General features: G+C 46.3%; 27 protein-coding genes. 7 read left to right on the top strand and 20 right to left on the bottom strand.

What is annotated here, in order from left to right; translation table 11 throughout:
* Positions 1-456: 456 nt before the first annotated feature.
* The 7 genes from ABEW32_RS13415 to ABEW32_RS13385 all read right to left on the bottom strand — a co-directional run bounded on the left by ABEW32_RS13415 (position 457) and on the right by ABEW32_RS13385 (position 7,042).
* Entirely contained in the window at positions 457-1,971 is a 1,515-nt protein-coding gene (locus ABEW32_RS13415) for an MDR family MFS transporter (RefSeq protein ID WP_430188393.1), read from the bottom strand.
* 176 nt (positions 1,972-2,147) lie between these two features.
* Positions 2,148-3,707: an ABC transporter ATP-binding protein gene (locus tag ABEW32_RS13410; RefSeq protein ID WP_430188392.1), complete on the bottom strand. Its 1,560-nt coding sequence runs from the start codon at positions 3,705-3,707 to the stop codon at positions 2,148-2,150.
* Between the two features lie 54 nt (positions 3,708-3,761).
* Entirely contained in the window at positions 3,762-4,349 is a 588-nt protein-coding gene (locus ABEW32_RS13405) for an ECF transporter S component (protein ID WP_430188390.1), read from the bottom strand.
* Positions 4,350-4,507: 158 nt separating this feature from the next.
* A complete protein-coding gene (locus tag ABEW32_RS13400; RefSeq protein WP_430188389.1) occupies positions 4,508-5,266 on the bottom strand; it encodes an energy-coupling factor transporter transmembrane component T family protein in 759 nt (252 codons plus the stop codon).
* The gene (locus ABEW32_RS13395) at positions 5,250-5,846 is read right to left on the bottom strand and encodes a GNAT family N-acetyltransferase (protein WP_430188388.1); all 597 of its coding nucleotides are present in this window, start codon (positions 5,844-5,846) and stop codon (positions 5,250-5,252) included. Before ABEW32_RS13395 ends, ABEW32_RS13400 begins: the two co-directional genes overlap by 17 nt.
* Before the next feature lie 187 nt (positions 5,847-6,033).
* On the bottom strand, positions 6,034-6,339 hold the full coding sequence (locus ABEW32_RS13390; RefSeq protein WP_430188387.1) for a hypothetical protein: 306 nt from the start codon (positions 6,337-6,339) through the stop codon (positions 6,034-6,036).
* Between the two features lie 157 nt (positions 6,340-6,496).
* Entirely contained in the window at positions 6,497-7,042 is a 546-nt protein-coding gene (locus ABEW32_RS13385) for a GNAT family N-acetyltransferase (RefSeq protein ID WP_430188385.1), read from the bottom strand.
* Between the two features lie 303 nt (positions 7,043-7,345).
* Here ABEW32_RS13385 and ABEW32_RS13380 point away from each other — a divergent pair, with 303 nt between their 5' ends.
* Positions 7,346-7,825 carry a GAF domain-containing protein gene (locus tag ABEW32_RS13380; RefSeq protein ID WP_430188383.1) on the top strand — a complete coding sequence of 160 codons (480 nt, stop codon included), beginning with the start codon at positions 7,346-7,348 and terminating at the stop codon, positions 7,823-7,825.
* A gap of 89 nt (positions 7,826-7,914) precedes the next feature.
* A complete protein-coding gene (locus ABEW32_RS13375) occupies positions 7,915-8,391 on the top strand; it encodes a hypothetical protein (protein ID WP_430188382.1) in 477 nt (158 codons plus the stop codon).
* A gap of 97 nt (positions 8,392-8,488) precedes the next feature.
* On the opposite strand, the gene ABEW32_RS13370 is transcribed toward ABEW32_RS13375, so the two are convergent.
* The 3 genes from ABEW32_RS13370 to ABEW32_RS13360 form a co-directional block, all read right to left on the bottom strand.
* Positions 8,489-9,253, bottom strand: a complete 765-nt coding sequence (locus ABEW32_RS13370) for a MerR family transcriptional regulator (RefSeq protein ID WP_430188380.1) — start codon at positions 9,251-9,253, stop codon at positions 8,489-8,491.
* Positions 9,254-9,481: 228 nt separating this feature from the next.
* Complete coding sequence (locus ABEW32_RS13365; protein WP_430188378.1) at positions 9,482-9,853, bottom strand: MerR family transcriptional regulator; 372 nt, start codon at positions 9,851-9,853, stop codon at positions 9,482-9,484.
* A gap of 113 nt (positions 9,854-9,966) precedes the next feature.
* A complete protein-coding gene (locus tag ABEW32_RS13360) occupies positions 9,967-10,881 on the bottom strand; it encodes a transcriptional regulator (RefSeq protein WP_430188376.1) in 915 nt (304 codons plus the stop codon).
* 249 nt (positions 10,882-11,130) lie between these two features.
* Here ABEW32_RS13360 and ABEW32_RS13355 point away from each other — a divergent pair, with 249 nt between their 5' ends.
* Positions 11,131-11,595, top strand: a complete 465-nt coding sequence (locus ABEW32_RS13355) for an AbrB/MazE/SpoVT family DNA-binding domain-containing protein (protein WP_430188374.1) — start codon at positions 11,131-11,133, stop codon at positions 11,593-11,595.
* Between the two features lie 303 nt (positions 11,596-11,898).
* Here the strand turns inward: ABEW32_RS13355 and ABEW32_RS13350 are convergent, their stop codons facing one another.
* A complete protein-coding gene (locus ABEW32_RS13350) occupies positions 11,899-13,179 on the bottom strand; it encodes an MFS transporter (RefSeq protein ID WP_430188372.1) in 1,281 nt (426 codons plus the stop codon).
* A gap of 21 nt (positions 13,180-13,200) precedes the next feature.
* Positions 13,201-13,863, bottom strand: a complete 663-nt coding sequence (locus ABEW32_RS13345; protein WP_430188371.1) for an ArsR/SmtB family transcription factor — start codon at positions 13,861-13,863, stop codon at positions 13,201-13,203.
* 212 nt (positions 13,864-14,075) lie between these two features.
* Between ABEW32_RS13345 and ABEW32_RS13340 the strand changes: the two genes are divergently transcribed.
* Positions 14,076-14,729: a hypothetical protein gene (locus ABEW32_RS13340; protein WP_430188369.1), complete on the top strand. Its 654-nt coding sequence runs from the start codon at positions 14,076-14,078 to the stop codon at positions 14,727-14,729.
* A gap of 65 nt (positions 14,730-14,794) precedes the next feature.
* Here the strand turns inward: ABEW32_RS13340 and ABEW32_RS13335 are convergent, their stop codons facing one another.
* From ABEW32_RS13335 to ABEW32_RS13300, 8 genes are all read right to left on the bottom strand, one after another.
* Positions 14,795-15,361, bottom strand: a complete 567-nt coding sequence (locus ABEW32_RS13335) for an NAD(P)H-dependent oxidoreductase (RefSeq protein ID WP_430188367.1) — start codon at positions 15,359-15,361, stop codon at positions 14,795-14,797.
* A gap of 344 nt (positions 15,362-15,705) precedes the next feature.
* The gene (locus ABEW32_RS13330) at positions 15,706-17,124 is read right to left on the bottom strand and encodes an aldehyde dehydrogenase family protein (RefSeq protein ID WP_430188366.1); all 1,419 of its coding nucleotides are present in this window, start codon (positions 17,122-17,124) and stop codon (positions 15,706-15,708) included.
* 43 nt (positions 17,125-17,167) lie between these two features.
* On the bottom strand, positions 17,168-17,596 hold the full coding sequence (locus ABEW32_RS13325) for a universal stress protein (protein WP_430188365.1): 429 nt from the start codon (positions 17,594-17,596) through the stop codon (positions 17,168-17,170).
* A 27-nt stretch (positions 17,597-17,623) separates the two neighbouring features.
* Entirely contained in the window at positions 17,624-18,835 is a 1,212-nt protein-coding gene (locus tag ABEW32_RS13320; protein ID WP_430188363.1) for an MFS transporter, read from the bottom strand.
* 40 nt (positions 18,836-18,875) lie between these two features.
* Positions 18,876-19,331: a MerR family transcriptional regulator gene (locus ABEW32_RS13315; RefSeq protein ID WP_430188361.1), complete on the bottom strand. Its 456-nt coding sequence runs from the start codon at positions 19,329-19,331 to the stop codon at positions 18,876-18,878.
* 346 nt (positions 19,332-19,677) lie between these two features.
* Positions 19,678-19,779, bottom strand: coding sequence for a hypothetical protein (locus tag ABEW32_RS13310; RefSeq protein WP_014599460.1), 102 nt, complete (start codon positions 19,777-19,779; stop codon positions 19,678-19,680).
* 118 nt (positions 19,780-19,897) lie between these two features.
* A complete protein-coding gene (locus ABEW32_RS13305; protein WP_430188497.1) occupies positions 19,898-20,482 on the bottom strand; it encodes a TetR/AcrR family transcriptional regulator in 585 nt (194 codons plus the stop codon).
* Between the two features lie 233 nt (positions 20,483-20,715).
* Complete coding sequence (locus tag ABEW32_RS13300) at positions 20,716-21,327, bottom strand: pyridoxamine 5'-phosphate oxidase family protein (protein WP_430188359.1); 612 nt, start codon at positions 21,325-21,327, stop codon at positions 20,716-20,718.
* Between the two features lie 115 nt (positions 21,328-21,442).
* On the opposite strand from ABEW32_RS13300, the gene pdxR reads away from it, so the two are divergent.
* The 3 genes from pdxR (at position 21,443) to ABEW32_RS13285 (ending at position 25,273) form a co-directional block, all read left to right on the top strand.
* Positions 21,443-22,960 (top strand): MocR-like pyridoxine biosynthesis transcription factor PdxR, encoded by a 1,518-nt coding sequence (pdxR, locus tag ABEW32_RS13295; protein ID WP_430188357.1) that lies wholly within the window; start codon positions 21,443-21,445, stop codon positions 22,958-22,960.
* A 141-nt stretch (positions 22,961-23,101) separates the two neighbouring features.
* The gene (locus ABEW32_RS13290; protein WP_430188355.1) at positions 23,102-23,530 is read left to right on the top strand and encodes a DUF1259 domain-containing protein; all 429 of its coding nucleotides are present in this window, start codon (positions 23,102-23,104) and stop codon (positions 23,528-23,530) included.
* A gap of 114 nt (positions 23,531-23,644) precedes the next feature.
* Positions 23,645-25,273, top strand: coding sequence for a GMC family oxidoreductase (locus tag ABEW32_RS13285; protein WP_430188353.1), 1,629 nt, complete (start codon positions 23,645-23,647; stop codon positions 25,271-25,273).
* Positions 25,274-25,317: the final 44 nt, after the last annotated feature.

Raw genomic sequence — 25,317 nt, 5'->3', positions numbered from 1 at the left:
CATATTTTCCTAGTGTTTTTCTGAAAACTCATCTCTTTTTTCATTGTTATTACATTGAGAAAAATTTGCTACTTGATTTTTTTCCTTGTCCTATTTTGCTAGGTTGGTTGCTTCATTCACATGCAAAATCGTTCTAAAACAAATCTTAAAATACCTTATTTGTAAGCGAGTTCAAAAAAATGGTTCCTTAGTACCCCACAGTTCCATTTAGAAACAGCATTTTTGTTACAATTTTTTAAGACTTTTTTACCAGTTTGTTACCTTTACCATATGAATATATCGCAATCTCTAGAGGGTTTTTATTTCTTTTTTGCATACTGGGGAATGTATTGGTCCTATACGAGGTGGCTATTTTGCTAAATTAGTAGGAAGAGAGACCTTTGCATAAAAAGACAGCCCGGACCCTTATTTGGTGTACCGGACTGTCTTTTTATCATGACAGAAGTATATTACTTTTTATGCGTGTTCTCTTTGGGGTGTCTTTATACGCTGATCTGCCTCTTCTTCCGTACCCGGCGGGCGGTTCCGCAAACCGAGGACAACAAACCAGCTAATGACCGCAATAACGACCATGATTACAAACAGAGAATGGAGACTGTTCTCCAGTACAGATCGGAGTAATCCAGCAACCTTGTCACTTAGACTCTGTGAAGCATGCGGGGCAAGCAGACCATTAATATCTTCCTGTGTAACCCCTTGTTGAGTGAGCTGTCCATCGGCTGTTTGGGCAGCTATGCGGTAATTCAGCCATGAACCGAAGGCTGCAACCCCAATCGTTTGTCCCAACGTACGCAAGAACGTATTCAAGGCTGTAGACGCGCCGCGCAGCTGGAATCCGACCGAGGACTGAGCAATAATCGTGAACACCGTCACCGAGAAGCCGAATCCTAGTCCATACAATAATGTAGATAGGAACAGCAGCCAAATCGGAGCCGTTTGGTTCATCAAGGTCATGACGAAGGCTCCCAATACAATCAGGGTCAGACCGATCAAAGAGGTTCGACGCGAGCCCAGCGTCAGCAAAATGCGTCCTCCGATCATGGAGCCAAACAGCCAGCCTATGGACATTGGAGCCAGCGCCAGACCAGATGAAGCGGCATCTCCACCATGTACACCTTGAATCCATAGCGGAAGATAGCTAGTCAGCCCGATTAGCAGGGTACTGACGAGTAGTGCAGCGGCACAGGAAAAAGCGATATCCCGTATCCGAAACAGCTTTAGAGGCACCATCGGCTCCTGAGCGCGCTTTTCGATAACCAAAAACAAAATCAGGAACAAAATCGCTACAGCAGCCAAAGCCAGCAATTCAGGAGAAGCCCAATCGATATACTGCCCTCCCAAGGCCAATACGAGTAAGAGTGCCGTCATCCCAATGGTAAAGGTAACTGCCCCTGCCACGTCGATACGTGCGGTACGCTTGCTAACTTGTTCCCGCAGATAACGGGCGATGAAGAACATAGCCAGCAATCCAAAGGGAACGTTAAAGCCGAAAATCCATTCCCAGCCAAAGTAGGTGACCACGTAACCACCCAATAGAGGTCCGACAAGGGAAGAAATCCCCCATACCGAACTGATCATGCCTTGGACTTTACCACGTTCCTCCATTTTGTATATATCACCGATGATGGTAAAGGTAACCGGGATGACACCGCCCGCTCCAATCCCTTGGATGGCCCGGTATAAAATAAGCTGCTCCATACTACCAGCCACCATACAAAGCAAAGAGCCAAGCACAAATAACGAACAGCCAATTAGAAAAATGGGTTTTCGACCAAACAAATCGCTAAGCTTGCCGAAAATAGGCGTGGTTACAGCCATCGTCAGCAAATATGCTGTAAAAATCCAGCTGAGCAAGTTCACACTGCCCAGTTCACTAACAATTGTCGGTCCTGCCGGACCGATCACCGTTCCTTCAATCGCGGCCAGAAAGGTGGCCAATAGAACACCCGTCAGCACGAGTCCGCGCTTCATAGGTTTATCGTTTCCCAAGCAAATCACAAATCCTTTCCTTATAAAAGCTGTGTTGTATCTGTATGGTTTTCCTTCCCAGCTTGGATAATGATTACCCGTACTGCATAATCGTAAACAGGCGGCCTATATAGGCCGCCTGTTATGTACGATGTATATATAATATTGTCTACATATCCTTAATTTTTGTCAACTGTAATCGTATGATCATTCCCGCTATTTTCCGTTTTATAGAGACACCCTTCTTCCATGCGTAGAACATGGCTGGCAAAGCGTTCAGCTATCTGCATATCGTGGGTAATGACCAGAAAAGCCGCCCCTTCAGCAGACTGCCTTGTACACATACGGAGCAGAATGTTTGCCCCTTCGTAATCCGTTCCCGCAGTCGGCTCATCCAAAATATAAAGCTTTTTGGGCAGAATGAACTGCGCCGCAACGCTCAAAAGCCTTTTTTCGCCTCCACTTAGCAGATACGGCGAGACCTCCAGTCGGTGATCCAGCCTGGCGGCTGTCAGCAAGCGATGCGCCCGTTCCTCATAGGCGGCGGGAACCGGATCTCCGATCCGTAAACCAAGCTTGACCCGCACACTGTACAGGCACTCTTCCCACACCGTTGCAGCTGCAAACTGATGCTCTGGCTGCTGGAACACATAGCCGATCCCGGCGGCCAGCTGGTGAATGGGCAGCTTCGACATATCCTGCCCCTCCCACCACATGCATCCCTTCGGTGCAGGGAGTAGACCCATAAGCAGCTTGCCCAGCGTGGTTTTGCCAGAGCCGTTCTCGCCCAGCAGCACGGCTCGTTCCCCAGGCGCAAGGGCAAGACTTACGCCCTTGAGCGCCGCGCGCTGGCTGTCAGGGTAGGTGAAGGTCAATCCCTTCACCTCCAACAACGGATGCCCAGCGCGGTTAGCCGCCAAGCCGGAATCCATCCCCGGCTCACGCGGCATGACTTCCCTCCCTGCGGAAGAGGGAAGCAGCCCCCAGGCTGCCAGCTGCGCACTATGTTCGCGCAGCAGCTTTTCGGGCGGGCCTTGCAGCTGCACAGTCCCGTCCTTCAGCACGATGACGCGCTGAGCTGCACGCACGCCATCGTCTATGCGGCCGGACGCGGTGATCACCGTCCGGCCTGCGGAGTGGAGCCGCCGACATAGCTGGACGAAGTCCCGTACCGCCGGCGGGTCCAACTGCGCTGCTGCGTCGTCGAACACGACCAGCGGCGCTTCCAGCGCCAGCACCGCAGCAATGGCGGTGCGTTGACGCTGGCCTCCCGAGAGGCGCCGCACGAAGGAGCCGCGCTCGGATGCCAGGCCGACGGCCTCCAGCGCAGCGGCCAGGCGTTGCTCTATTTCTGACGGAGACACGCACAGATTCTCCGGTCCAAAAGCAATTTCGTCTTCGACGATTCCCTGCACCAGTTGGGCATCCGGGTCCTGAAGTACGACGCCGACAGTGGTGGCGACCGTAGCCAATTCAGCGGTGTCGGGGTCCATCCCGTACACGGTCAGCTCTCCCGTTCGTTCGCCCTCGCCAGAATGGGACAACCCGCCATGAAGCAGCTGGCACAGCGTTGACTTTCCACTTCCGCTATTTCCGACAATGGCTACATGCTCACCCACCGCAATGTCCAGCGTCAGACTATGTAACGCTGGCTCTACCTGGTCATCGTATCGATAGCCAAAATTTCTCAGGGACAAGGCCATTCTATTCGCAGAATCATGATCATTACGTTCATTCATAACCAAAATACCCTCGATCCCTATTGTTCAAGCTATAACCAGGTATAGCCTTTGTTATGCCCGTGAAGCACGTCCCCGTTCAAAGCGTTTTAACAAACCCGTACGATTCAAGGCATCGCCCAGTATTTTCGTCAACAGACCACACAGGACAATACCGCTAATGATACGAACGACCAGTGCAATCGTCAGCACCTTCCAGCCCCAATGCATATAGCCAAACATATTGGCTGCCACGATAAACCAGAGCGGAACCATAGCCCCACCCGCCAGCATCAGTGAAACTGCATTCCAGCGGCGATAGCGCAAAAGAGCAAATACCAGCTCCGCCGCAATCATATAACAGACAGCCGCCGCAATGATAGATGCAATACCATAGGCAGAGCCCATAAAAGACTGCACTACCGCGCCAAAAGCATAAGCAATTACCGCCGTACCTGGTTTACGAATAATATAATAGGCCAACAAGCCATATATCATGTACAGCCCGACAATAGCGGAAGTTGCGATCGGCCCTCCCAGACTGTTTAACGTCTTGTTAATCATCGACAAATACACAGTCATGACGCCGTTCAATGTAGCCAGCATGGCCATTAACACGATATCCAGCGTTGTAAACTTTGCAAAAATACGAGATTCCTTCATAATGTATTTCCTGACTCCTCTCCATAATCTAATATACAAGGCCCTAGCTTGGGTTCTTGTACAAGCTGTTACTGTATAAATGTATGCATCCGCCGCCCTATTGTCAACCTAATTTTGTTTTTCAAGTTGACAATGTGAATAAAAAAAGAGGCTGCTCTTTATAATACCCACCATAAAATAGCTGTAGCGAATATAGCAATCACAGCACATGCGTAGCCTAAACGCCCATGCTTCAGGGTACGCAGATATGTCCGTTCTGCATAGGCACCAAAACCTTTGCCCTCCATAGCCAGTGCCGTCTGCTGAACCCGTCTCACAGCATTCACCAACACAGCAGCGGCATACCCGCTCCACCATGATAACCGATTGCTCCATCCTCGTGGTGGCTCCTGTCCACGAACACGCCGTGCAGCCATAATGGTTCGCCCCTCTTCTTCCAATAAGGGTAGAAACGTTAGCGCCACTGAAATACCGAACGCAAACCGATAAGGCACACGCAAGCGTAAATTCAAAGCCTGTACAAAATCTCGGGGATCGGTCGTCGAGAGATAAATATAGGATGCCAAAAACAATACAAAAATCCGCAGCGTTAATGCCCCTGCGATATCCAGTCCCTCAGCTGTAATTACAATGGGTCCCCATGAAGCGATAATATGCCCTTCTCGAATTGCCAGAATAGACAGTAGAAAATACGGAATCCCTAAACCAATCAAGAACGACATAGCGCGAAGTTGGCGTGCTAGGGTCAAGCGTGCGCCCAAACTGGCTACAGCAATCAGTACCGCCAAGAGTACCACTTCCCGCAGCGTCGAATCCCATGCCATTGACAGGAGACTAAAGCAGCCCACCCATATAAGCTTACTTAGCGGCCCAAGCCTGTGCAGCGGCGACGAACCGCCGTTATACTGAAACAGCATTTCGTTGTGCCTCCAGTCTGAGCCATTCTTCATGCAGTAATGAATACATCAGCATATCCTTAAAGCCTGTAGATGTATGCTGTACCTGCCGTAACAGTCCTTCCTGGGTCCAGCCCATCGAGACCAGCAGGGCTTGCGAACCTGTATTTCGTGGGTCCACCAGCGCTTCGATCCGATTTAATCGAATCGTGTTATATCCGAACGACAGCACCAAGCGAAGCGCCTCCGTCATATAGCCCTGTCGCCAATAAGGCTTGGCCAACTCATAGCCAATCTCGGCTTTATATGCTCCCTCCGTCTGCCAATAATTAAAGCCGCAGCTTCCAATCAGCTTCCCATTCTCCTTCAGCTCGATCCCCCAGCGCAGTGCATCCTCCGTCTTCGCCAGCTCATTCAATAGCTCAATCATATCCTCAGCATCCTCACGTCCTGACATACCGGTAAGGTTCATATAACGGTGAACCTCCGGGTCAGACCAGCAAGCAAACATCGTAGCCGCATCCCGGCTTTCCATCCTTCGCAGCCGAAGACGTGGGCTTTCCAGCAGTGGTATATGCCCCTTACATGCATATGCACACATGTTCCATCATCCTTCCAACATCAAAATGACACAAATATACGCTACATTTAAGCATACACCTCCAACAAACACAACCTTATTCATGTGGACAAGCCCTTATAAATCAAATTAGCCCTCCGCTTCCTGGAATCAGGAATGAGGAGGGCTACCTTTTGTAGTTATAAGATTTTTGGTGTCTCTAATCCTTTTAAGAAGAGGCACGGGCAGTGACATGAGCTGGATTTTTCACAACATCCTCGTACAATACGCCCAGCATCGACTGTATTTCTTGCAATTCCTCAATCCCTGCGCCGGTAAGGCTGAACATATCATCATGCGGTGTCAGAAAGTTTTCCTGTGCTAGGTTTTCCAACTCCTGCTTGACTTCACGTTCTCCTACGCGGTACCCGCGTTCTTCGAGTACAGGTTGTATATCACTCACCGTCAAATCGTTCTGTTGAGCGTAAGAAAGCATCTGTATACGAATAAACAAGTTCTGAACATCTGCATGCATCGTTTTAGCTCCCTCCTGGCCTAGGCCAACAATGTTACACTGTTTTTACCCTTAGGAGATCAGCTGGAAACAGATGAGGGCAATCGAAACCGATGTTTATCTGACCTGCGGGTCCACGAATTTGCGCAAGCTGAAAATATGAGCCTTGGAAAAATGATTAGAATTTTGCATAGAAGAAAATTGCATTTTCATCTTTATATTTTGAGTTTGAATACAACATAGTATCCACAGCACCAATTTCAAATCCATTCTTCAAATAAAATCGGCAAGCGAGCAAGTTAACATCCTGCGTTTCAAGTGTAAATCCCTTCATTCCTTTTTGTAATGCCCACTCTTTTGCCTTGTTCAGCAAGGCGGTTCCTATTCCTTTTCCCCTACTACTTTCCAGTACAATAAGTCTGTCAATAGAGGCAAATTTAGTTTCATCACTGGTGCTTAATCTTATATGTCCCAAGCATTTTCCTCCAGAATAATATAAGAAAGAAATGCTGTAATCACTATTAATATACTCATCCAGATTTTCATGTTCCGGGTATTTTGACTCATAATGTTGCTCATAAAGTTCTTCGTGATAGCTCCATTTGCCATTTTGAAATTCGGGTATTAATCTCCCTATGACCATGAAAGGATACTCTCTACGTTCGTAATCACCGTTGTTATCAAATGTCATTTCAACCACTTCAATCTCTCTAGATTTATCCAAATAATCTCTCCCCTCTCTTTCTCAAAGTATAATGAAGATATTATTCCTTTAAAAGAGATAAAGTTGCTCCTAACTGATAACACATTGAGGTAAAAAGCGTCATAATTACACAACATTAATTAGGTTTATCGGAACGGAGATTATTCAAAGGCAATAGTGCTATTTTCTACTTGACTGAATATATACAATCGTTATATCTTAAATTAATTAACCAATGGTAAAAGCTATTTTGAAAATTACCTATTCTTGGTTATAGATACAACGATTGATGCGAAAAATTAATGTTAGGAGCGTGGACTCTACATGTTTCAAACCATCCCCTATGAAGGAACACGTCAGGAACAATTCGAATCCGTTCTCGGACAACTCCGAGCACTTGTTCACGATGAATCCAATACGATTGCCAATTTAGCGAACGCTTCTGCTTTGCTGGGCCACTTTCTTCCAGATGTAAACTGGAGCGGCTTCTATCTTTATGATGGCACTGAGCTTGTACTTGGTCCTTTCCAGGGTTTACCTGCATGTATACGGATTCCACTAGGACGCGGCGTCTGCGGTACCGCAGCAGTTGAACGGCGAACACTTGTTATAGACGATGTACATGCATTCCCAGGCCATATCGCCTGTGATGCTGCTTCTAATAGCGAAATCGTTATTCCTTTGATCAAGAACGATGAGCTGATTGGGGTGCTGGATATTGACAGCCCGCTAAAAGGCCGCTTTGATCATGAAGATCGTGTATTCCTAGAGGAATTTACGGCTATTCTGGTGTCCAGCCTGTAACCAAAATTGCGCATATATATAGTCTTCCTTCGCCACAATATATGAGGGTTCTAAAACCTAAACTATCCGGCGAAGGAGATTGATGATTCATGTACAACAACATGGCTCCACAACAGCAACTTCATCAATGTGAACAAATTATGCAGCAATTGGTACAACAAACACAGCAAGGAACCGCCATGTATCAGCAGTTGCTACAACAGGAGCAGCAAAATGCATCCAGTCTTGAAAGCCTGGTGCAACGTGAACGTAACGCAGCTCAAATGATTCAAACCGCAATTCAGCACCACCAACAAGCTATGCAGCAATATCAACAAGTCATTCAACTGTGTAGTCAGTTGGAGAACTCCATTCGCTCAAGCAGCCAAATGACTCAGCCAGGATTTGGCGATAACTATGCTTCCCGCAGCATGCAACCAGCCTCCTATAATGCAGGAAGCCACATGAATCATAGCTTTCCGCAACATATGGGAACGACTGGGCAGCATTTTGCAAGCAGTGGTAGCATGCAGCAATACGGAAACAGCAGTCAGCAAGGCATGAGAACAGCACCAAGCAGCATGTAAACTGCTTTACACAAAAAGAGGCAAACAGCAGGCCATCGGATTGGCTTGCTGTTCGCCCTTTTTTATATCACTTATAGCCCTTTTATCAGCTGTTGCTCTATTTTAATTCTCGTCTGGCCAGCTCCTTCATTCCGTCTCGCAGATACTCAGCCAGCCCGGGGCGATAGCCCTCATACATTTTACTGAAATCCTCATGTTCCACATACAAGTCTCCTAGTCCACTATAAATTTCTGCAGTAGGGGTATAAAATCGGCTTACCCATTGAAGGTGACGACGGATCAGCGCCTGTACTTCTGCACTGTTATGCTCCAATCCTTTATTCATGGCTTCAGCCAATTTCCGATGAATCTGATCCGCCTCTGCCTGCGAATCCAAATAATCCTCTTTGCTCCAGTTCTTCGTCGTGCTCTTACTCTCCTGAAGCTTCTCTTCGACCTGTGAATCATAACGTTCTGTTAGATCACGTTCATACATTTCCTGTTTTTCCGGGTTAAACCCTTGATACATTTGCTCCGGTTCCATCGTGTGTTCTCCTTTCAAATGAGCCACCGTTTCGTCGATGGTCTGAAGGAGAGTATGCAAGCGGAAGACCTTGGCCTCAACCTTGGCTCGATGCACCTGTAAAACCTCGGCCTTTTGTTCCTTGGTTCTCTCCAGCACATTGCCAATTTCGGATAAAGGCAATTCCAGCTCCCTGTACACCATGATTTGCTGAAGCCGCAACAGTTGTTCCTGTTCGTAATAGTGATATCCATTATTTCCGATATGATGCGGCTTCAGCAATCCAATTTCATCATAATAATGCAAAGTTCGAACGCTGATTCCCGACAGATTAGACACTTCTTTAACCGTATAAGCCATTCCGCTTCACCTCCCTTATTTCCACAGTCTACAGCCTCACGTGGCGTGAGAGTCAACGTCCCCACTTTCCCACCTTGGTACTACACTTTTACCCTGTAAGCACATTGTGAACCGCCCAATACCAACGATTTGCCATACTTGCGACCTACACAGATTTCTATGCAAAAAAAAGCCCTCCAGCATATTTCAGATAGGCTGGGGGCTCCATATATTCCGTCCGATGTGGTCCTAGGAGAAACTCTTTCCCATGACTACATGATCGTAAAAAGCTATCTTTTGAATAATTTTCTCCAAATTGTGTTGCGTTTGTGCCATATGCTCTTCTACCTTCTTTTTGTGAGCCACAAGAAAATCTCGTCTCTCTTGAATGGTCGCTTCTCCTTGCACGTTCAGCACAAGGTATGCCTTAATTTCTTCAATGGTCATCCCCGTGTCTTTCATAGCCATAAGGAACCTGATCCAATCGATTTGTTTCTCGGTGTAAACCCTTCTCCCACCCTCATCCCGACCGACATCAGGTAGAATGCCTTCTTTTTCATAATATCGAAGGGTAGATGCAGGCAATCCGCTCCTGGTTTCGACTTCTTTAATGGAGTACATGGTGGATCCCCTCCTCATTCTTTTATTTTCGTTTCAATTTGTTGTAACGATAAGTATAAGTTTTTATAGAAAAGAGTGCAAAATGAATACTTACCCTATCATTAACTGAACAGCTAGCTCTCTTCTTGTCCTTCCGCTCGCAATTTTCCAATATAACTCCTAACATTCTCCTCTGGATGGCTTACCTCCCATTGATCCAGCAGCCGATTAACCTCCTCATCCTGAGGATTCAACTGATAATAGAATATTGCTGCGCGTAATTGATGTTGTTCTTCGACAGGTTCATCACCAGGCCAATGGTACTCTTGCTTGCCGTCCTCATCGGTAGTTCCTATCGCTCCATCCAGTAACGGAGAGCGGCCCTCCAGGCCTTCACCACGGGCAATGACTTTGAGAAAATTGGCATGTCTTTTGGCAACATCGGGTGAACAACGGTACAAATTCTCAAAGATATCAAAGGCATCAATCGGATCGTACTCCAGATTTTCAAGGAAATGCCTTTGCAGCAGCGAGGCAACTTTCTTATTGCCTGTCAGTCCGGACAGAAAATAGAATGTAGGCATTTGTGCCTCATAACGAAAATCGTCGACATGGCTGATAATATCGTCCACAATCTGGTCGGTCTGAATGCCTTCACGGGCTAACCGGGTTAGTATCCGCACCGCCTTGTACTGCGTCCAATCGTACACCCCGAACGCTACCTCATACAGCATGGGGATTGCTTTTTCCCTGTAATAATAGATGATCTCAAAAATCGCATCCTGCTGAATATGCAGCCAGTCTCCCAAACCTTCGTACTTGCCTGCCAAACTCTCTGGCTTCTGCAATTCAGTCCCAAAAAAATAGCGCGGGAATAGAGGCAATGCCTCTTCCCCCAGCACAGCAGCAGAATTTTTCGCTTCAGCGGTGAATTGCTCTCGTTGCTCTACTAGTCCGCCAACCTTTATAATGGCTGCGGGAATAGCAGTATCCAAATCGGTTATCGCCGCAGCCTTTTTATTCTTCTTCCAAAACTGAAATATTTTCATATGTAATTCACAGCTCCTTGGACAATATTGTTAAAATTTTCCTAGTCAACTAGAATAATCTTTCTGAATATATATCGGTAATTTCCTATAATTTCTCAACACATTTCCTAATAAAAAACAAACATATTTTGGGAATTACTTGTATACTTTTCAACAGTTTACTTAATATATGCGATTGCTTCTCTAAGCCTATTCTTTTTTATCATAATTATTTAGTATTATAAGGATATAAAAAAAGGAGGTTATCATTTGAAAAGTACAGGTATGACACGTCCGCTAGATGCGTTAGGCCGTATCGTCATTCCCAAAGAAATGCGAATTTCTATGGATTTCAATGTAGGGGACCCTGTTGAGATTTTCGCAGATGAGGAAACCGGTACTCTCGCCTTTCGAAAGTATACCGGGGTGACGTGTAAAATGTGTGGTTCAGCAGAACAATTGACTTATTTTAGAGACAGTTTTATTTGTAAAGAATGTATTGAAAGTTTAAAGAAGGGATTACATTTTAGCCCTATCCAGAGACCGGATAAATCAGCTTTAGCCAACGGACAACGATCGATCAAGGAGTCCAAGCGTCTACGGCGATCGACAAAACAAATGATTGAAAGTCTAAAAGAATTAATGCAAAAGCAACCCAATGCAGCACAGCACGAATATGCCAAAATACTTGAGGTTTCCCAAGCTCGTATATCCCAGCTCAAAAAAATGCTATAACTACAGCTTGCTATCCTACATAGGTATACACCAGAGATTTCATCATGTACAGCTAATTTTGAACCGTGATACGTAGCATCATAGCTAACCGACAAAAAGTAGGAAACACATTTATGAAACCCCCGAACTAGGTACAAAGAACTACTAGATGACTTGCAAGCGACAACGCCTTATTATTAAGACTATGCCATTTAATAGAAATACCTAAATTAAACGAAATAACCTTCTCTATGTAAAGAAGGTCATTTCGTTTATTTATTCATTTTTCTGCCGATTTAAATGAGTAGATCAGAGGCTGATGAGTTACTTCTTAGACTTTAGCCAAAACATGATGGGAATGAGAAGTAAGGCGATAAACCCGCCGATATATGAAAGTGTGGAGTAGCTGGTACTAGCTACGACCATGCCTGAGAGGGCTCCGCCTGAGGCACCTGCTAATGCTATTAATACATCTACAGACCCTTGTACTTTAGCGCGATTAGATGGGGTAGTCGAATCCACAATCAGCGCAGTTCCGCTGATTAATCCGAAATTCCAGCCTATTCCTAACAAAGAAAGCGCGATAATTAACATCCCCATCGAATCGCTGGGCGCTGTAGCTGCTGTTATTCCTGCAAGGAGTAGAGTTACTCCTGAAGCCATTGCCATTACAGTTCGGCCTACTTTATCGACCAGTATTCCAGTGATTAAGGAAGGAAGATACATTGAACCGATATGGAAGCCAATTACCAAGCCAACTTCACTCAGTCCATGACCATGATGCTTCATATGTACAGGTGTCATGGTCATAATGGCAACCATTACAACTTGCGTCAATATCATAATGAAAGCTCCGAGCGTAACCCCTTTTTTTGCAGCCTCTCCTAGCGTTTGGCTTGAAGAGCCAGTCGATCCCTCACTACTTTTTTCAGCGATAGCATTTGCAATAAGTAGCGGATCTGGATTTAGAAAGACGAGCAGAACAGCACCCGCTAATAAATAAGCTACTGCCGCTAAAAGGAATGGTCCTGCCAGGCTGGGAACGCCAATAGAAAGGGCAACGCTCCCCATTACATTCACTAAATTAGGGCCTGCAACCGCACCGAGTGTAGTGAAGACCATAGCCATACTGGCTGCAGTTGCTCTTTGTTTAGGGCTAGCCAGGTCTGTACCGGCATAACGTGCCTGCAAGTTCGTTGCAGTACCTGCACCATAAACCAGTAACGAGATTAAGAGAAGAACAAGACTATTAGCAAGGGCGGCAGCCACTACTCCTAAAGCGCCCAAACCTCCTACTACAAAGCCCATCCCCAAGCCTATTCGTCTGCCCAGCTTTTGAGAGAATCGTCCAACCAATAAGGCTGCTGCTGCAGATCCTAAAGTAAATAAAGCTGTAGGAACTCCGCTAAATTTATCGGTACCCATCATATCTTGTGCCATCAAAGCCCCGACTGTAATTCCCGCAGCAAGACCAGCGCCCCCAAAAATTTGCGAGAAAATAACTGTAATGAGGGTCCGCCGATACAATTTTCTTTGTCGTTCTGGAGAATTCAGATAGGTTTCAATCACTGCGTTTCTTTTCTCCGATTTACTTAATAAATTCATTAAGAGATTGTCCTTCCGTGGCTAAAGCCGAAGATTTTCTTGTACGAAATTGTTCCAGTCATGCACACTTTTATCCAGACGGCTGACCTCAAATCCTTTGGCTTTTAAAAGCTCAAGGGCCTTGATTGCCATCAAGCAGTAAGGCCCCCGGCAATAAGCAACCACCTTATTCTTTAGCGGCAATGCAGATAACTGCTCAGCCAATTCTTCGATTGGCACTGAAATGGCGCCGGGAATATGAGCTGCCTCATATTCGTCAACAGGGCGGACGTCAATAAGAGTCACCTCACCGTTCTCCATACGCTTTGTCAGTTCCTCAAGAGTGATCCCCTCAACATCAGAAATCTGACCTAAAAACTGTTCTTTCAAATGCTGCACTTCTACTAACTGACTTTCAGACAAATCATATAGGGCGTTGAGAAAGCTCAATACAGAAGGATCAGAGAGCTTATAAAATACGAAGTTACCGCGTTTTTGAGAATCTACCAATTTGGCCTGGTATAAAGTTTGTAGATGCTGAGATACGTTGGCCAAAGACATAGAGGTAATCTTGGAAATACTCTCAACCGATTTAGGTCCTTGTGTGAGAACATCCAGAATCTCTAATCGTTTTGGACTTGATAAACATTTCCCAATACGTGCAAATTCATTAAATAATGTGTTTTTAAAATTTCTTTCGTTCATAAATTAACCGCCTCAATCATTCAATTGTTTTCTTGAATGTTTAGATATTAAGTCAAAAACAACTATGAGTCAATCATGAATTAAATATAGTCGTAGTTACTGGCTTTAGTTACCTAAGTTATTTGTTGATTTTAAAGGAACATTGCCCATTCCAACGAGTACGTTTGCACATATGATGTCACAAAATTCAATCTAAAGGAGAGATACACACCTTGGCTAAACATTCTTCTAATCGTTCGATGAGATCACCACAACAACATTTCGCAACTACTAATGAAGTGAGTAATTTTGTTAATTTATGGGGAATATTCACTGTGAATGGTCAACCCATCATTGCTTACGTAAAGAGTGTAGATCCCGCTAATAAATCAATGTTAGTGCTATACCCTAACGGTACACAGTCCTATATTGATGTTACTCAAATCAGTCAGGCACAAGGCCCTTATCCAAGTATGCCTTCTATTGCAGGACAAAGCGGTGGGCAGGGCGGAAGTCAAGGCGGGGGATCTCAGTGGTATCCTCATGGTCAAGGCGGCGGGCAAAGTGGTGGGTCTCAATGGCATCCTCATGGTCAGACCGGCGGACAGGGCGGGGGATCTCAGTGGCCTCCTCATGGTCAGAGCGGCGGACAGGGCGGTGGGTCTCAATGGCCTCCTCATGGTCAGAGCGGTGGGCAGGGCGGTGGATCTCAGTGGTATCCTCATGGTCAGAGCGGTGGGTCTCAATGGCATCCTCATAGCCAAGGCGGAAGCCAAAGTGGTGGATCTCAGTGGTATCCCCATGGTCAGACCGGCGGACAGGGCGGCGGGTCTCAGTGGCCTTCCGGCGGAACCCGTAGCATCAATCGGAAAAATCGGAAAAACTAAAAGTATCGAGCCGACAGAAAAGACAGCGCCTGCAAATGCAGATCGCTGTCTTTGGGATATTTTCATTAAACCTTACTAGCCAGGTCTGCAATCTGGCGAAGCCATTCTTTACGCGTATCTTCATTGGATTGGGGCACCGACTCGAAAAATATATGATATATAACGTCAAGTCCGCAATATTCAAATATGCCTTTGTCAGATGTCAAGCGAAGTGCTTGATCCATGCCATTGCTGGCATACTCCGCATGTGATTTCCCTTGGGTATTAAGAATAATAGCTTTCTTCCCCTTGAGCAGTCCCTTCTGCTCCCCGTTTACATATTTGTAAGCAAATCCGTAAGAGAACACACGGTCAATATAGCCTTTCATTATGGCTGGCAGCCCCGTCCACCAAATTGGATAAATAAAGGTGATCACCTCTGCCCATTGCAAAAATTCCTGTTCCCGCACAATATCTTCTCCGATTCCTCCAATGATCTCGCTACTGCTGACTACAGGTTGAAAGCCGATATCGTATAGGTCACGAACCACCACATCATGTCCTTTTTGCTTTAGCCCCTCTACCGCTGTGGTCAAAATTGCATGATTAAAGCTACCCTCAGATGGGTGTGCGTAAATAATAAGATGTTTCATGTTCTCTCCTCCATGTAAAATAAGTGATTGATCAATTACTTAATTTCGCACTTCTTCATTTAACTGAACCTGGATCACCATCGTTCCAACAAAGATACGTTCAGTCAACTTGAAGCGGTATCCTGCTCCTAAATGTAAGCCTCGTAGCTTGTTAACCAGTTAGTAATTGATCAATCACTAACTGGTTGGTCTTAGTATAGTGTATCCTTTTTTATTTTGCAAATGCTTCTTGTTCAACTTGGTACTATTTTATCGTGCCGTAGAATGCGAAAAAGCCTATCTGAAGGGCACTCATACGCAAAGCGTATTTTTGCTGCCCATCAGATAGGCTTTTATACAGCTAATTACCGTTTAATAACGATCAGCTTGGTTTCCAGCATTTCTTCCATAGCGTACTTTACACCTTCGCGTCCAGTACCACTTTGTTTCACACCGCCATATGGCATATGGTCAACACGGAAGCTTGGTATGTCATTGATCATCACGCCGCCCACCTCAAGCTTGTCCGCCGCATCCAGCGCGGTCGTGATATTACGTGTGTAAATTCCCGCCTGTAAGCCATAAATTGAATGATTCACATGGTTCACAGCCTCATCTACAGAGCTAACCGAATGAATCAGCACAAGCGGGGCAAACACTTCGCGACAAGACACCTTGGAAGTCGGGTCTACGTCAAGCAATACGGTTGGCTCCAAGATCCCTCCTTCCGCATGACCACCCAGAGCAATCCTCGCGCCGGCTTGAACCGCCTCCTCCAGCCATTCACGAACACGCTGGACATCCTTGGCAGAAATGAGCGCCGATACGTCTGTACCCGGATCTAGCGGATCTCCTATTTTTAAACGTTGAGTCGCTTCTATAAACCGGGATACAAACGTATTATACAGTTCATCGACAACGTAAATGCGTTGAACCGAAATGCATACCTGCCCCTGATTGGCAAAGGCTCCACTCACGCAACGATCGATGATCGCGTCCACATCCGTATCACGGTCAATAATAACGGCCGCGTTGGAACCCAGTTCCAGCGTGACCCGCTTCAAGCCAGCGTTGGAGCGAATTTCTGTCCCGACCGCCGGGCTACCGGTAAAGGTGATATAGCTGACACGTGGATCAATGACAAGTACGTCGCCAATGGTTTTGCCATCGCCGCTGATTACGTTAAGAGCACCTTCAGGCAAACCGGCCTGCTCCAGCAGTTCCGCGATCAAGTAAGCCGACAATGGTGTCTGCTCCGCAGGCTTCAATACGACTGTGTTGCCTGCGGCCAGCGCAGGGCCCACTTTATGAGCGACCAGGTTCATTGGGAAATTAAATGGTGTGATGGCTCCTACTACCCCGACAGGTTCTTTGAGCGTGTAGGCCATACGACCCTCGCCACCCGGTGCAGCATCCAGCGGAATGGTTTCCCCGTGAATGCGCTTGGCTTCTTCGGCTGCGAACTTGTAGGTTTGCACCGTCCGATCAACTTCCGCGAGCGCAGCCTTCCATGGCTTGGACGCTTCGCGTGCAATGATGCGCGCTGCATCCTCACGCCGCTCTTCCAGCAGGTCAGCCAGCTTCTCCAAAATAGCTGACCGCTGGTGCGCTGGCATGGCCCGCATCTGTGCACGTGCATCTGATGCCGCCTGAATTGCGGTCTTGGCATCCTCGGCAGTCGCCTCTGCTACCTCAGCAATGACTTCCCCGGAATACGGTGACTTCAGTGTCGTATAAGATGAAGCTATTTTCCATTCACCGCCAATAAATAAATGCTGCTGCATGCTGATCTCCTCCTTTTCTTTATATCCTTGTTCCTTCTAAGATCTATTTTACTGTCAGCACCGGACAAGGTGCATGCTGAATCACATGATGACTCACGCTACCCAGGATCAGCTCCGAAACCAGTCCTTGTCCCCGTGTTCCCATAATGATCAGATCCGCCTTTTCCTGCTGCGCACTCTCGCAAATAACACTCGCTGGATCCCCATGACCCGCCATCATACGGTATGAAATGCCCTCGTCCTTCAAGTAGTCGGCTGCAGGCTCCAGAATATGACGACCTTCCTCTTCGATCCGCTCATCCACATCAATCCCAACTGGGGGCTCATTCATGGATAAAGCCGGATTTACATGCAGCACAGTCAGATGCGAATCCCCCTGAAGCTGCTTGGCCAACGTTTTCGCTGACTCCAACGCCTTCATAGCGTGTTCCGAACCATCAATTGCGACCAGAATATGTTTGAATTCGCTCATGCTCTTTTCCTCCCCAGAAGTTCAATATTAGTGTGCATCTACCTGAATATCCTGCATATGTCGGCGACGTACGATCAGCACAGCTACACCAATCAGTACCATCAATGCTCCAAAATAAAACGGAGTTTCTGCTGAGTACCACTCTGATAGCTTCCCTGCAAGCCACGGTGAAATAGCCCCGCCCAAAAAGCGCATAAAGCTGTAAGCCGCAGATGCTGTGGAACGCTCCACTGGAGCGGCCTGCATAACAGCAGTCGTAATCAATGTATTATTAATTCCCAGAAAAATACCAGCCACAATGACGGCTACAATGACAGTCGCTGGCGAGCCTGCTAAAGTCCCAATCGCCATAACACCTAAATCAATAGCGAACAGCGTCAGCATGACACTAATGGAAGATACCACGCTAAAGCGTGCTTGAATCTTGGGAGCTACAAACACCGAGGTAAAGGCCAGCATAATTCCCCAACCGAAAAATACATAACCCAAACCATGCTCGTCTAAATGCATAACATATGGAGAATACGCCATCAACGTAAAGAATCCAAAGTTATATAACAACGCTACGATACCGAGCGTGAACAAGGCAGGATAACTCAGCGCTTTGAATGGGTCCGCAATGGAACCTCGTTTTTTCGGCTTTGGAATGGAAGGCAGCATAAACGTAATGAACAAAAATCCAATAACCATCAGGCCAGCTACACCGAAAAACGGACCTCTCCAGGAAATGGAACCCAACTCACCGCCCAACAGCGGGCCGACTGAAATCCCAAGCCCCAATGCCGCTTCGTATAAGATAATCGCTTTTGCTGTTCCAGAAGTGGACAGACCTACAATCGCAGACAACGCTGTTGCGATAAACAAAGCATTCCCCAGGCCCCATCCTGCCCGGTAACCCACAATTCCACCAACTGTATTGGCCGTGCCGCCCAGTCCGGCAAACACAATAATAAATAAAATTCCGGTTAATAACGTCCATTTGACACCCAATCGACTAGATACGACGCCTGTAATCAGCATGGCAACGCCCGTCACCAGATTATAGCTGGTAAACAGCAATGACACTTGGCTTTTCGTAGCATGAAGCTGATCGGCAATGGCCGGCAGGATTGGATCGACCAATCCCAGACCCATAAATGAAATAACACAGGCAAAGGCGACCGCCCATACGGCTTTGGGCTGCGACAGCAAGCCTGATCGTTCTTTTAACTCCTCAGGTAATGCATGTTGTGAACTCATAATACAATGTTACCTCCACATCTGAATGTAAATATTCTTGTTATGATGGGTTGTGATCAAGTTCCTCATCCAAAAGGATTTTGCGTTCACGAACCCTGATCCGCAGCTCTTCCAATTCAGTCTGGAGCATACGGATGCTATTGATTTTTCCCTCCATTAATTCCAACTGTTCGTTCAGCGTACGTTCCATATCCTCCAACATGGCCCGTCGCTCGATCGGTTGTAGATGCTCCGTTCGCTCGCGATATTCCTCTCGCTGTCCCTTCAGCATTTCTGCTGCAGACATATAACGCTGAAGCTCTTGCAAAGAAAACCCAAGCACTTCCTTGGCACTCACTATTTTTTTAAGTAAATCCACATCCTCCTGCGTATACAGCCGCATATTTCCTTCACTGCGCTGCGGGGAGGGTAATAAGCCGATTTCCTCATAATAACGGATAGTTCGCTTGGTCAAACCGCTTTGCTTCGCGACCTCATCAATTTTATACGTAACCATGACACCCACCTTATGAAAAAGATTATATATAAAATACTACGCTTATATAACGTTAACGTCAACGTAAACTTTCAACCGAAAAAGAAACCGCCTCGATTAGAGACGGTTCCTATTTGGAATTGCATGGTCATAGACCCGAAGCATCGGTGCTCAAGCCCATGAATAGCGATTTAGATGAAGAAAGTGCGTGTGATGATAACCAACAAAATGAACAATACCAAAATTACACCAGTGGAAGTCATCATGCCATAGCCGCCACAGCATCTATCTACTTCACCCATTTTAAATTCCTCCTCCCTCTGTCGGTTATAACAAACCGTTCGCAATCAAATTCTCAAGCTGCGAATTAGATAACGAAAGCTTTGGAAATAATAACGAGCAGAATGAAAAGTACCAGAATCGCTCCTGTAGATGTAAAAGCTCCATAACCAGCGCCTACTCCAGACATGGTGATTCCTCCCTTCATGGTTTACAAGAGCATCTTATGCTTACGCTGTCGTCCATGATAGGGACAAATGACGCACCTGCCTGCCCAAATGTAGGTTTGGGGCTGGGATGTGATCATGTTATTCTTCGGATGCTAGCATGCCATGATACAAGAGATTTCGTGCCTGCTTGGCAAGTACAGACGGGCTTTCACGTCCAGGCAGCAATTTCGTTAACGTCAGTCGTTCAATCAAACCGATCACGCATTCTGCTGTCAGTTCAGGGTCCAGTTCCTCACGGCAGGACCCCCAGCGCTGTGCCGCCAGCAGATGCTTCTTGATGTGCTCCGCCATATCCGCCTTGATGTGTACCGAGTCTGTCGCCTGGTAAAATCCGACACGGGTGATCGCCGGATTATTAGACAACATGCGAAAAATAGCTTCGAGAAAAGCTTGTCCCCGTCTCAAAATTTCAGCTTCACTTAGGTCCGGGCCAATCTTCATATTTTGTACCGTCTCATTCACCAAAGTACGGAAGCTCTCGACAAGCTCCTCATACATTTGTTCCTTGCTTTCAAAATGAATATAAAAATCCGGCTGCGTTAATCCTGCGCGTGCCGCAATCGAACTTACCTTTGTTTGATAAAACCCCGTCTGAGCGAACTCTTCAGCCCCCGCTTCCAGTAACAACTGCCGACTTTCCCGACTTCTGACTCCAGCTCTCATCACGGTCTTGCCCCCTTACACCACAAATCTATCGTATTATAAAATTCCTTTGCAGTAAGAACAACGGGCTTGAGGATGATATATACCTTTCCTTCAAAAGTCCTAATACAGAAGGACTGAAAGTCTTGGAAAATCTAGGGCATCCCCTTCAAGGTATAATTAACCAATAAGACGGATGAGCGAGCAGGAATGAGTTATCGAAATTAAATTTTTATATTGGCGTTATACACCTATCATTGATGAGGACAATATTTGCGCATCATTTCAATTGTTGTCAGATCATCATCCAGTCCCCGTTGCTGCAAACCGTCGATAATCTGCTGGCGTTCCTCCCCTTTGACATTTTGGCCGAATTTAAACTTGGCAGTCCATTCATTCGGGATGATTTTAATCAGAGCGACCCCTTTCAAACGTGAAGCATAACGAGAATCGCTGGCATCGATCGGATCATAACCACCTTCGGGTTGCAGCTTTCTCATAAAAATGGAAAATGCCAACGCCTTTTCCTCCAAATCCACTACATGCTCTGCATGTCCACGTACGGTAATGCTTTTAAAAAATGAAGTGGCAGGACATGCCATATGTTCATCCGTAAAATAAGACGGAATAAGTGCATACTCTTTGGCAGCTGAAAAAGTGACTCTATGATCCTCTTTCATTCGTTCCATCTTTTCTCCAGCACGGCTGCCATGAATATAAAAAACACCATTGCCATAAGCGAAATTCAAAGGAACCACACGCGGATAACCATCCTCGCTGTTCATGCCCAAAAAACCGAAACTGACCTCGTTCAGAAACTCCTCTATTTCTTCTTGTTCCGCCACCGTAAATTCTTTTCTTCTCATAGGTATCTCTCCTTCCATCTATTGACCAACGATACGTTTCAGATTATGTTGAAAATGGATTATTAAAAAGACCCAATATAAATGAAAATGACTGGTCCAATATAAGGAGAAAAACATGGACATTACGATTGCCTATCAACGTGCGATTCAAAAATATCATTTGAAATACCTGGCATTGTATCACGCTCTTCGAGAGGGAATTCTCACTGGCTCTCTTGCCAGTGGTACGCGCCTGCCTTCCAGTCGCGATCTGGCTGTGATGTATGGAATTTCGCGTGGGAGTGTTAAAGAAGCATACGATATGCTGTTGGCAGAAGGATATGTAAATTCGGTAGTAGGCAGAGGAACCTTTGTTATGGAACAGACTGCAATGCTGCCAGACGAATCTCTAATCGATCAGCAGAGCCAAGCTCCGTCTATTGCAAAGCAAAAAGCCCCTACTCTGTCAGCATGGGGACAACGAATAATGCAGCTCGAAAGGGAACGAGCCTTATACTCGACTTCTGTGTCTGCTACGGATAGAGACAGTACACATCAGCCTCTGATTTCTTTTTCAGCAGATGAAATTGTATTGGAGGGCAGCTCACAGATTGCTTGGAAAAGCGCATTGGCTGCCGCTGGCAAAGATTTGCAGAAGCCTACGGATGACTCGGCACCTGCACCAGTGAACGGTGATAACTGGCTGCGTGAAGCGATTTGTCATCATGTCGGCCGAACACGCGGAATTACGGCCACCCCGGATCAAGTCGTATTATGCAGCGGTTCCATGGAAGTGATCACGCTATTAAGCCAGCTGCTTATTCATGAACAGAATAACATTGTATTGGAGAATCCCTGTTATTCCGGCATCTATCGTGCAGTGACTGCCTCAGGCGGACAGATACACGCTGCTGAGCTGGACCAGCATGGAATTATTCCACAGGATTGGGATGCCAAGCTCCTGTTCATCACGCCTGGACGGCAGTTTCCCACCGGTGCTGTATTACCATTAACACGCCGTCAACATATTTTACAATGGGCTGCGTCGAAGGGGGCGTGGATCATTGAGGATGATTATGACAGTGAATTCCGCTGGGCAGGACGCCCCATCGAACCGTTAAAAGCATTGGATCGAGCGGAATGTGTCATCTATGTCGGTTCCTTTTCCAAAAGCATGTTCAGCAGCCTTCGACTTGGGTATGCCATTCTGCCTGTTGCATTGGCTCAGGCGCTGACTGCTGCCAAACGACTATATGATCCCCTCCCGCCTGCCCGCTTGGAGCAGCGTGCGCTGGCGCGTTTTATGATGCGCGGAGATTACGTTCGTCATTTGCGGCGGATGACTCGAATATACAGATCACGCTACGACGTGTTCCAGCATGAAATACAGTCGTTAAGTGAACTGTTCCACTGGCATCAGAACGATTGCGGCCTGCATGCCTATGCTATCTGGAAGTACGGCCCCGCCCAGTATCGTCACCTGATGCAGACAGCACGATTTTACGGAGTCACATGGCGTGATGCCGCTGATTACCAGCTGACACCAGGACCTCCTTCAGCCTGCTTTAACTTTGCCCACTTAACGGAGAAAGAAATTATTGAAGGTATTAAACGTCTGCGTCAGGCATGGGACCATATTAAAAATCAGTATTAGTAGCGAAGCTGAGGTTTTAAAAGAGTGCCGCATTCTCACTTGTATATATCAAATTAGACTGACGATAAAGAAGACTTGCCCTTCCCATTCCCTTACTTTTTCATATGATGCTAGTAATTTAAAAGAATTGGAGTGAGAGAAATGGCAATTAGTCCGCTTTGTAAAAAGTTTGCTGCTATATTAAAAGCAACACCTCAAATCGTTAACGGAGTATGTACTGCTTCTACTGTCAGAAGTAACATCAAGCCGATCATTTTAGGGAAAAAGGCCAGATCCTTTCTTGCCATACCCCAGGCTTTTTCTTTCGAAAGTATTGGCCGTAACGGAAAAGGATTATGTCTTGGCGAAACCGTGATTTTGACCGCAGAAATTAATCCGTTTATTTCTCGACTGCGTAAACATGGGGTCAAAGTGACGGCACTGCACAATCACTGGCTATTCGATAACCCCAATCTTTGGTACATCCACTTCGAAAAAGTAGAAAAGCCACTTGTATTCGCCACAGAAGTGCGCGATGCGCTTAATGTTTTGACAACGAAGCCCGTAGGACCAGGTGCTAAAAAGAAATAAGCACTCCATAAATACAAGAGATCCGCTTAGGCGGATCTTTTTTTGTTATGAATGGAACATAGGACAAAACAAATTTATATTCTACATTAGCCCATTTATCTAAAGGAGAGCTCTATGAAAAACAAATTAATTTATGATTATATCGTTGTAGGAACAGGCCCTGCGGGTGCTGTAATAGCGAAAACCCTTACGGATGATAAGCAAACATCGGTTCTTGTGCTGGAAGCAGGGGAAAATAATGATAAAGACAAACCCATTAGGGACTCTACCTTTGCCCTGGAGCTAGAGGAACAATTCTTCCCCGAATACTTCTGGCAAGGGGAAGGCATTCCACAAAATGGAGTAGATGATCGGTCATTCGAATGGACCACAGGACGCCTGCTAGGCGGGGGTTCTTCCATTAATGGCGAGCAGTATGTACGACCTACTTCGGCTGTGTTCAGAGAGTGGGAAAGGCTGTTGGGCCCATTATGGTCACCTAGAAGAGCTATTCGCCGATTCAAAAAACTAGAAAACTATAATGGAGCTACGAATAACCCAAAGGTCCACGGATATAGCGGACGGATCGATATCAGGCAAGCCCCTGTAAATCCTACGTCTATGGCGAAGAAACTAACCTTGGCCATTGAACGTGCGACAGGTTTCCCGGAAATCCTCGATTATAACGATCCTAAAACCCCGCTTGGCCCCTTTACCCGATGGCAGTTGTACCAGAAGCCAGATGGCCGAAGGGAAAACTCTTCAACCGCTTTTCTCTCGCCAGTCATTATGACTCCTTCCGGCCAGGGCGTAAACGGCCGCAAGTTGAGGGTTTTCTTTAAATCAACAACCCTGCGCGTTCTTTTTACTAATAAGCGCGCTGTAGGAGTGGAATTCCTACAGGAAGGAACATGTACTCAAGCTTATGCGCGGAAGAAGGTTATCCTTTCAGCAGGCATTAACAGCGCCCAGTTATTAATGCTTTCCGGAATCGGGCCAGAAAAATCACTTAAAGATAAAGGGATTTCTGTAGTATTTAATAATCCCAGCGTAGGCAAACGCCTGCGTAACCATACACTGAACTTCGCCTCCTTCTCAACCAACCCCAGTGATCGCCCACTACCTTCGAATGATCCGAGCGCTCTATATACGGGTGGAGCCTTCTTACCTGATCCCAACGGAATGAAGAATAATCGTCGGGCGGTTCAAATGTTAGGTATGGGTTCGGAAGGCATGCTCACCCTAGCTTTGATTTACTTACGCCCTGCAAGCCGGGGATCGATCAAGCTACAAAACAATGACCCTCTGAAAATCGTGCTTGCAGACGAAGGCTTCCTCTCGAATCCCGAGGACATGGAAGCGGTGAAAAACATATATAAAACTTATGTCAAGAACATAGCAGCAGAGCTAACGGCCATTGACCCATCATATCAGCTTGTTTCTCCGACGCTCGAGGTTATTGACGATGACTCCAGCCTGGAGGAGTTTATCAAGCAAAATTTTGGACATAATCATCACCAGCAAGGTTCTCTTCGCATGGCTCCATTAGATAAAGGAGGCGTCGTGGATCGCAAAGGTAACGTGCATGGAGTCAAAAATTTAATCGTTGCCGATGCTTCCATCATCCCCTTCACGGTCGATGGCAACACATCTGCCGCTGCATACCTGATAGGGTATACCGTAGCACGACAATTAAAGCTATTGGATAAAAATATAAGTGCTCGAAAATTGAGACGGCAACGATATGAAAAAGATGAAGAGTAGCCTGTGACGAAAGTTAAACTAATAGTGATTAGGGTTTAAGCCTC

The organism is Paenibacillus jamilae (genome assembly GCF_050482105.1).
Classification (GTDB): Bacteria; Bacillota; Bacilli; order Paenibacillales; family Paenibacillaceae; genus Paenibacillus; species Paenibacillus jamilae_B.
Note: the sequence above shows the minus strand (reverse complement) of the source record. Positions and strands in the feature narration are given on the sequence as shown.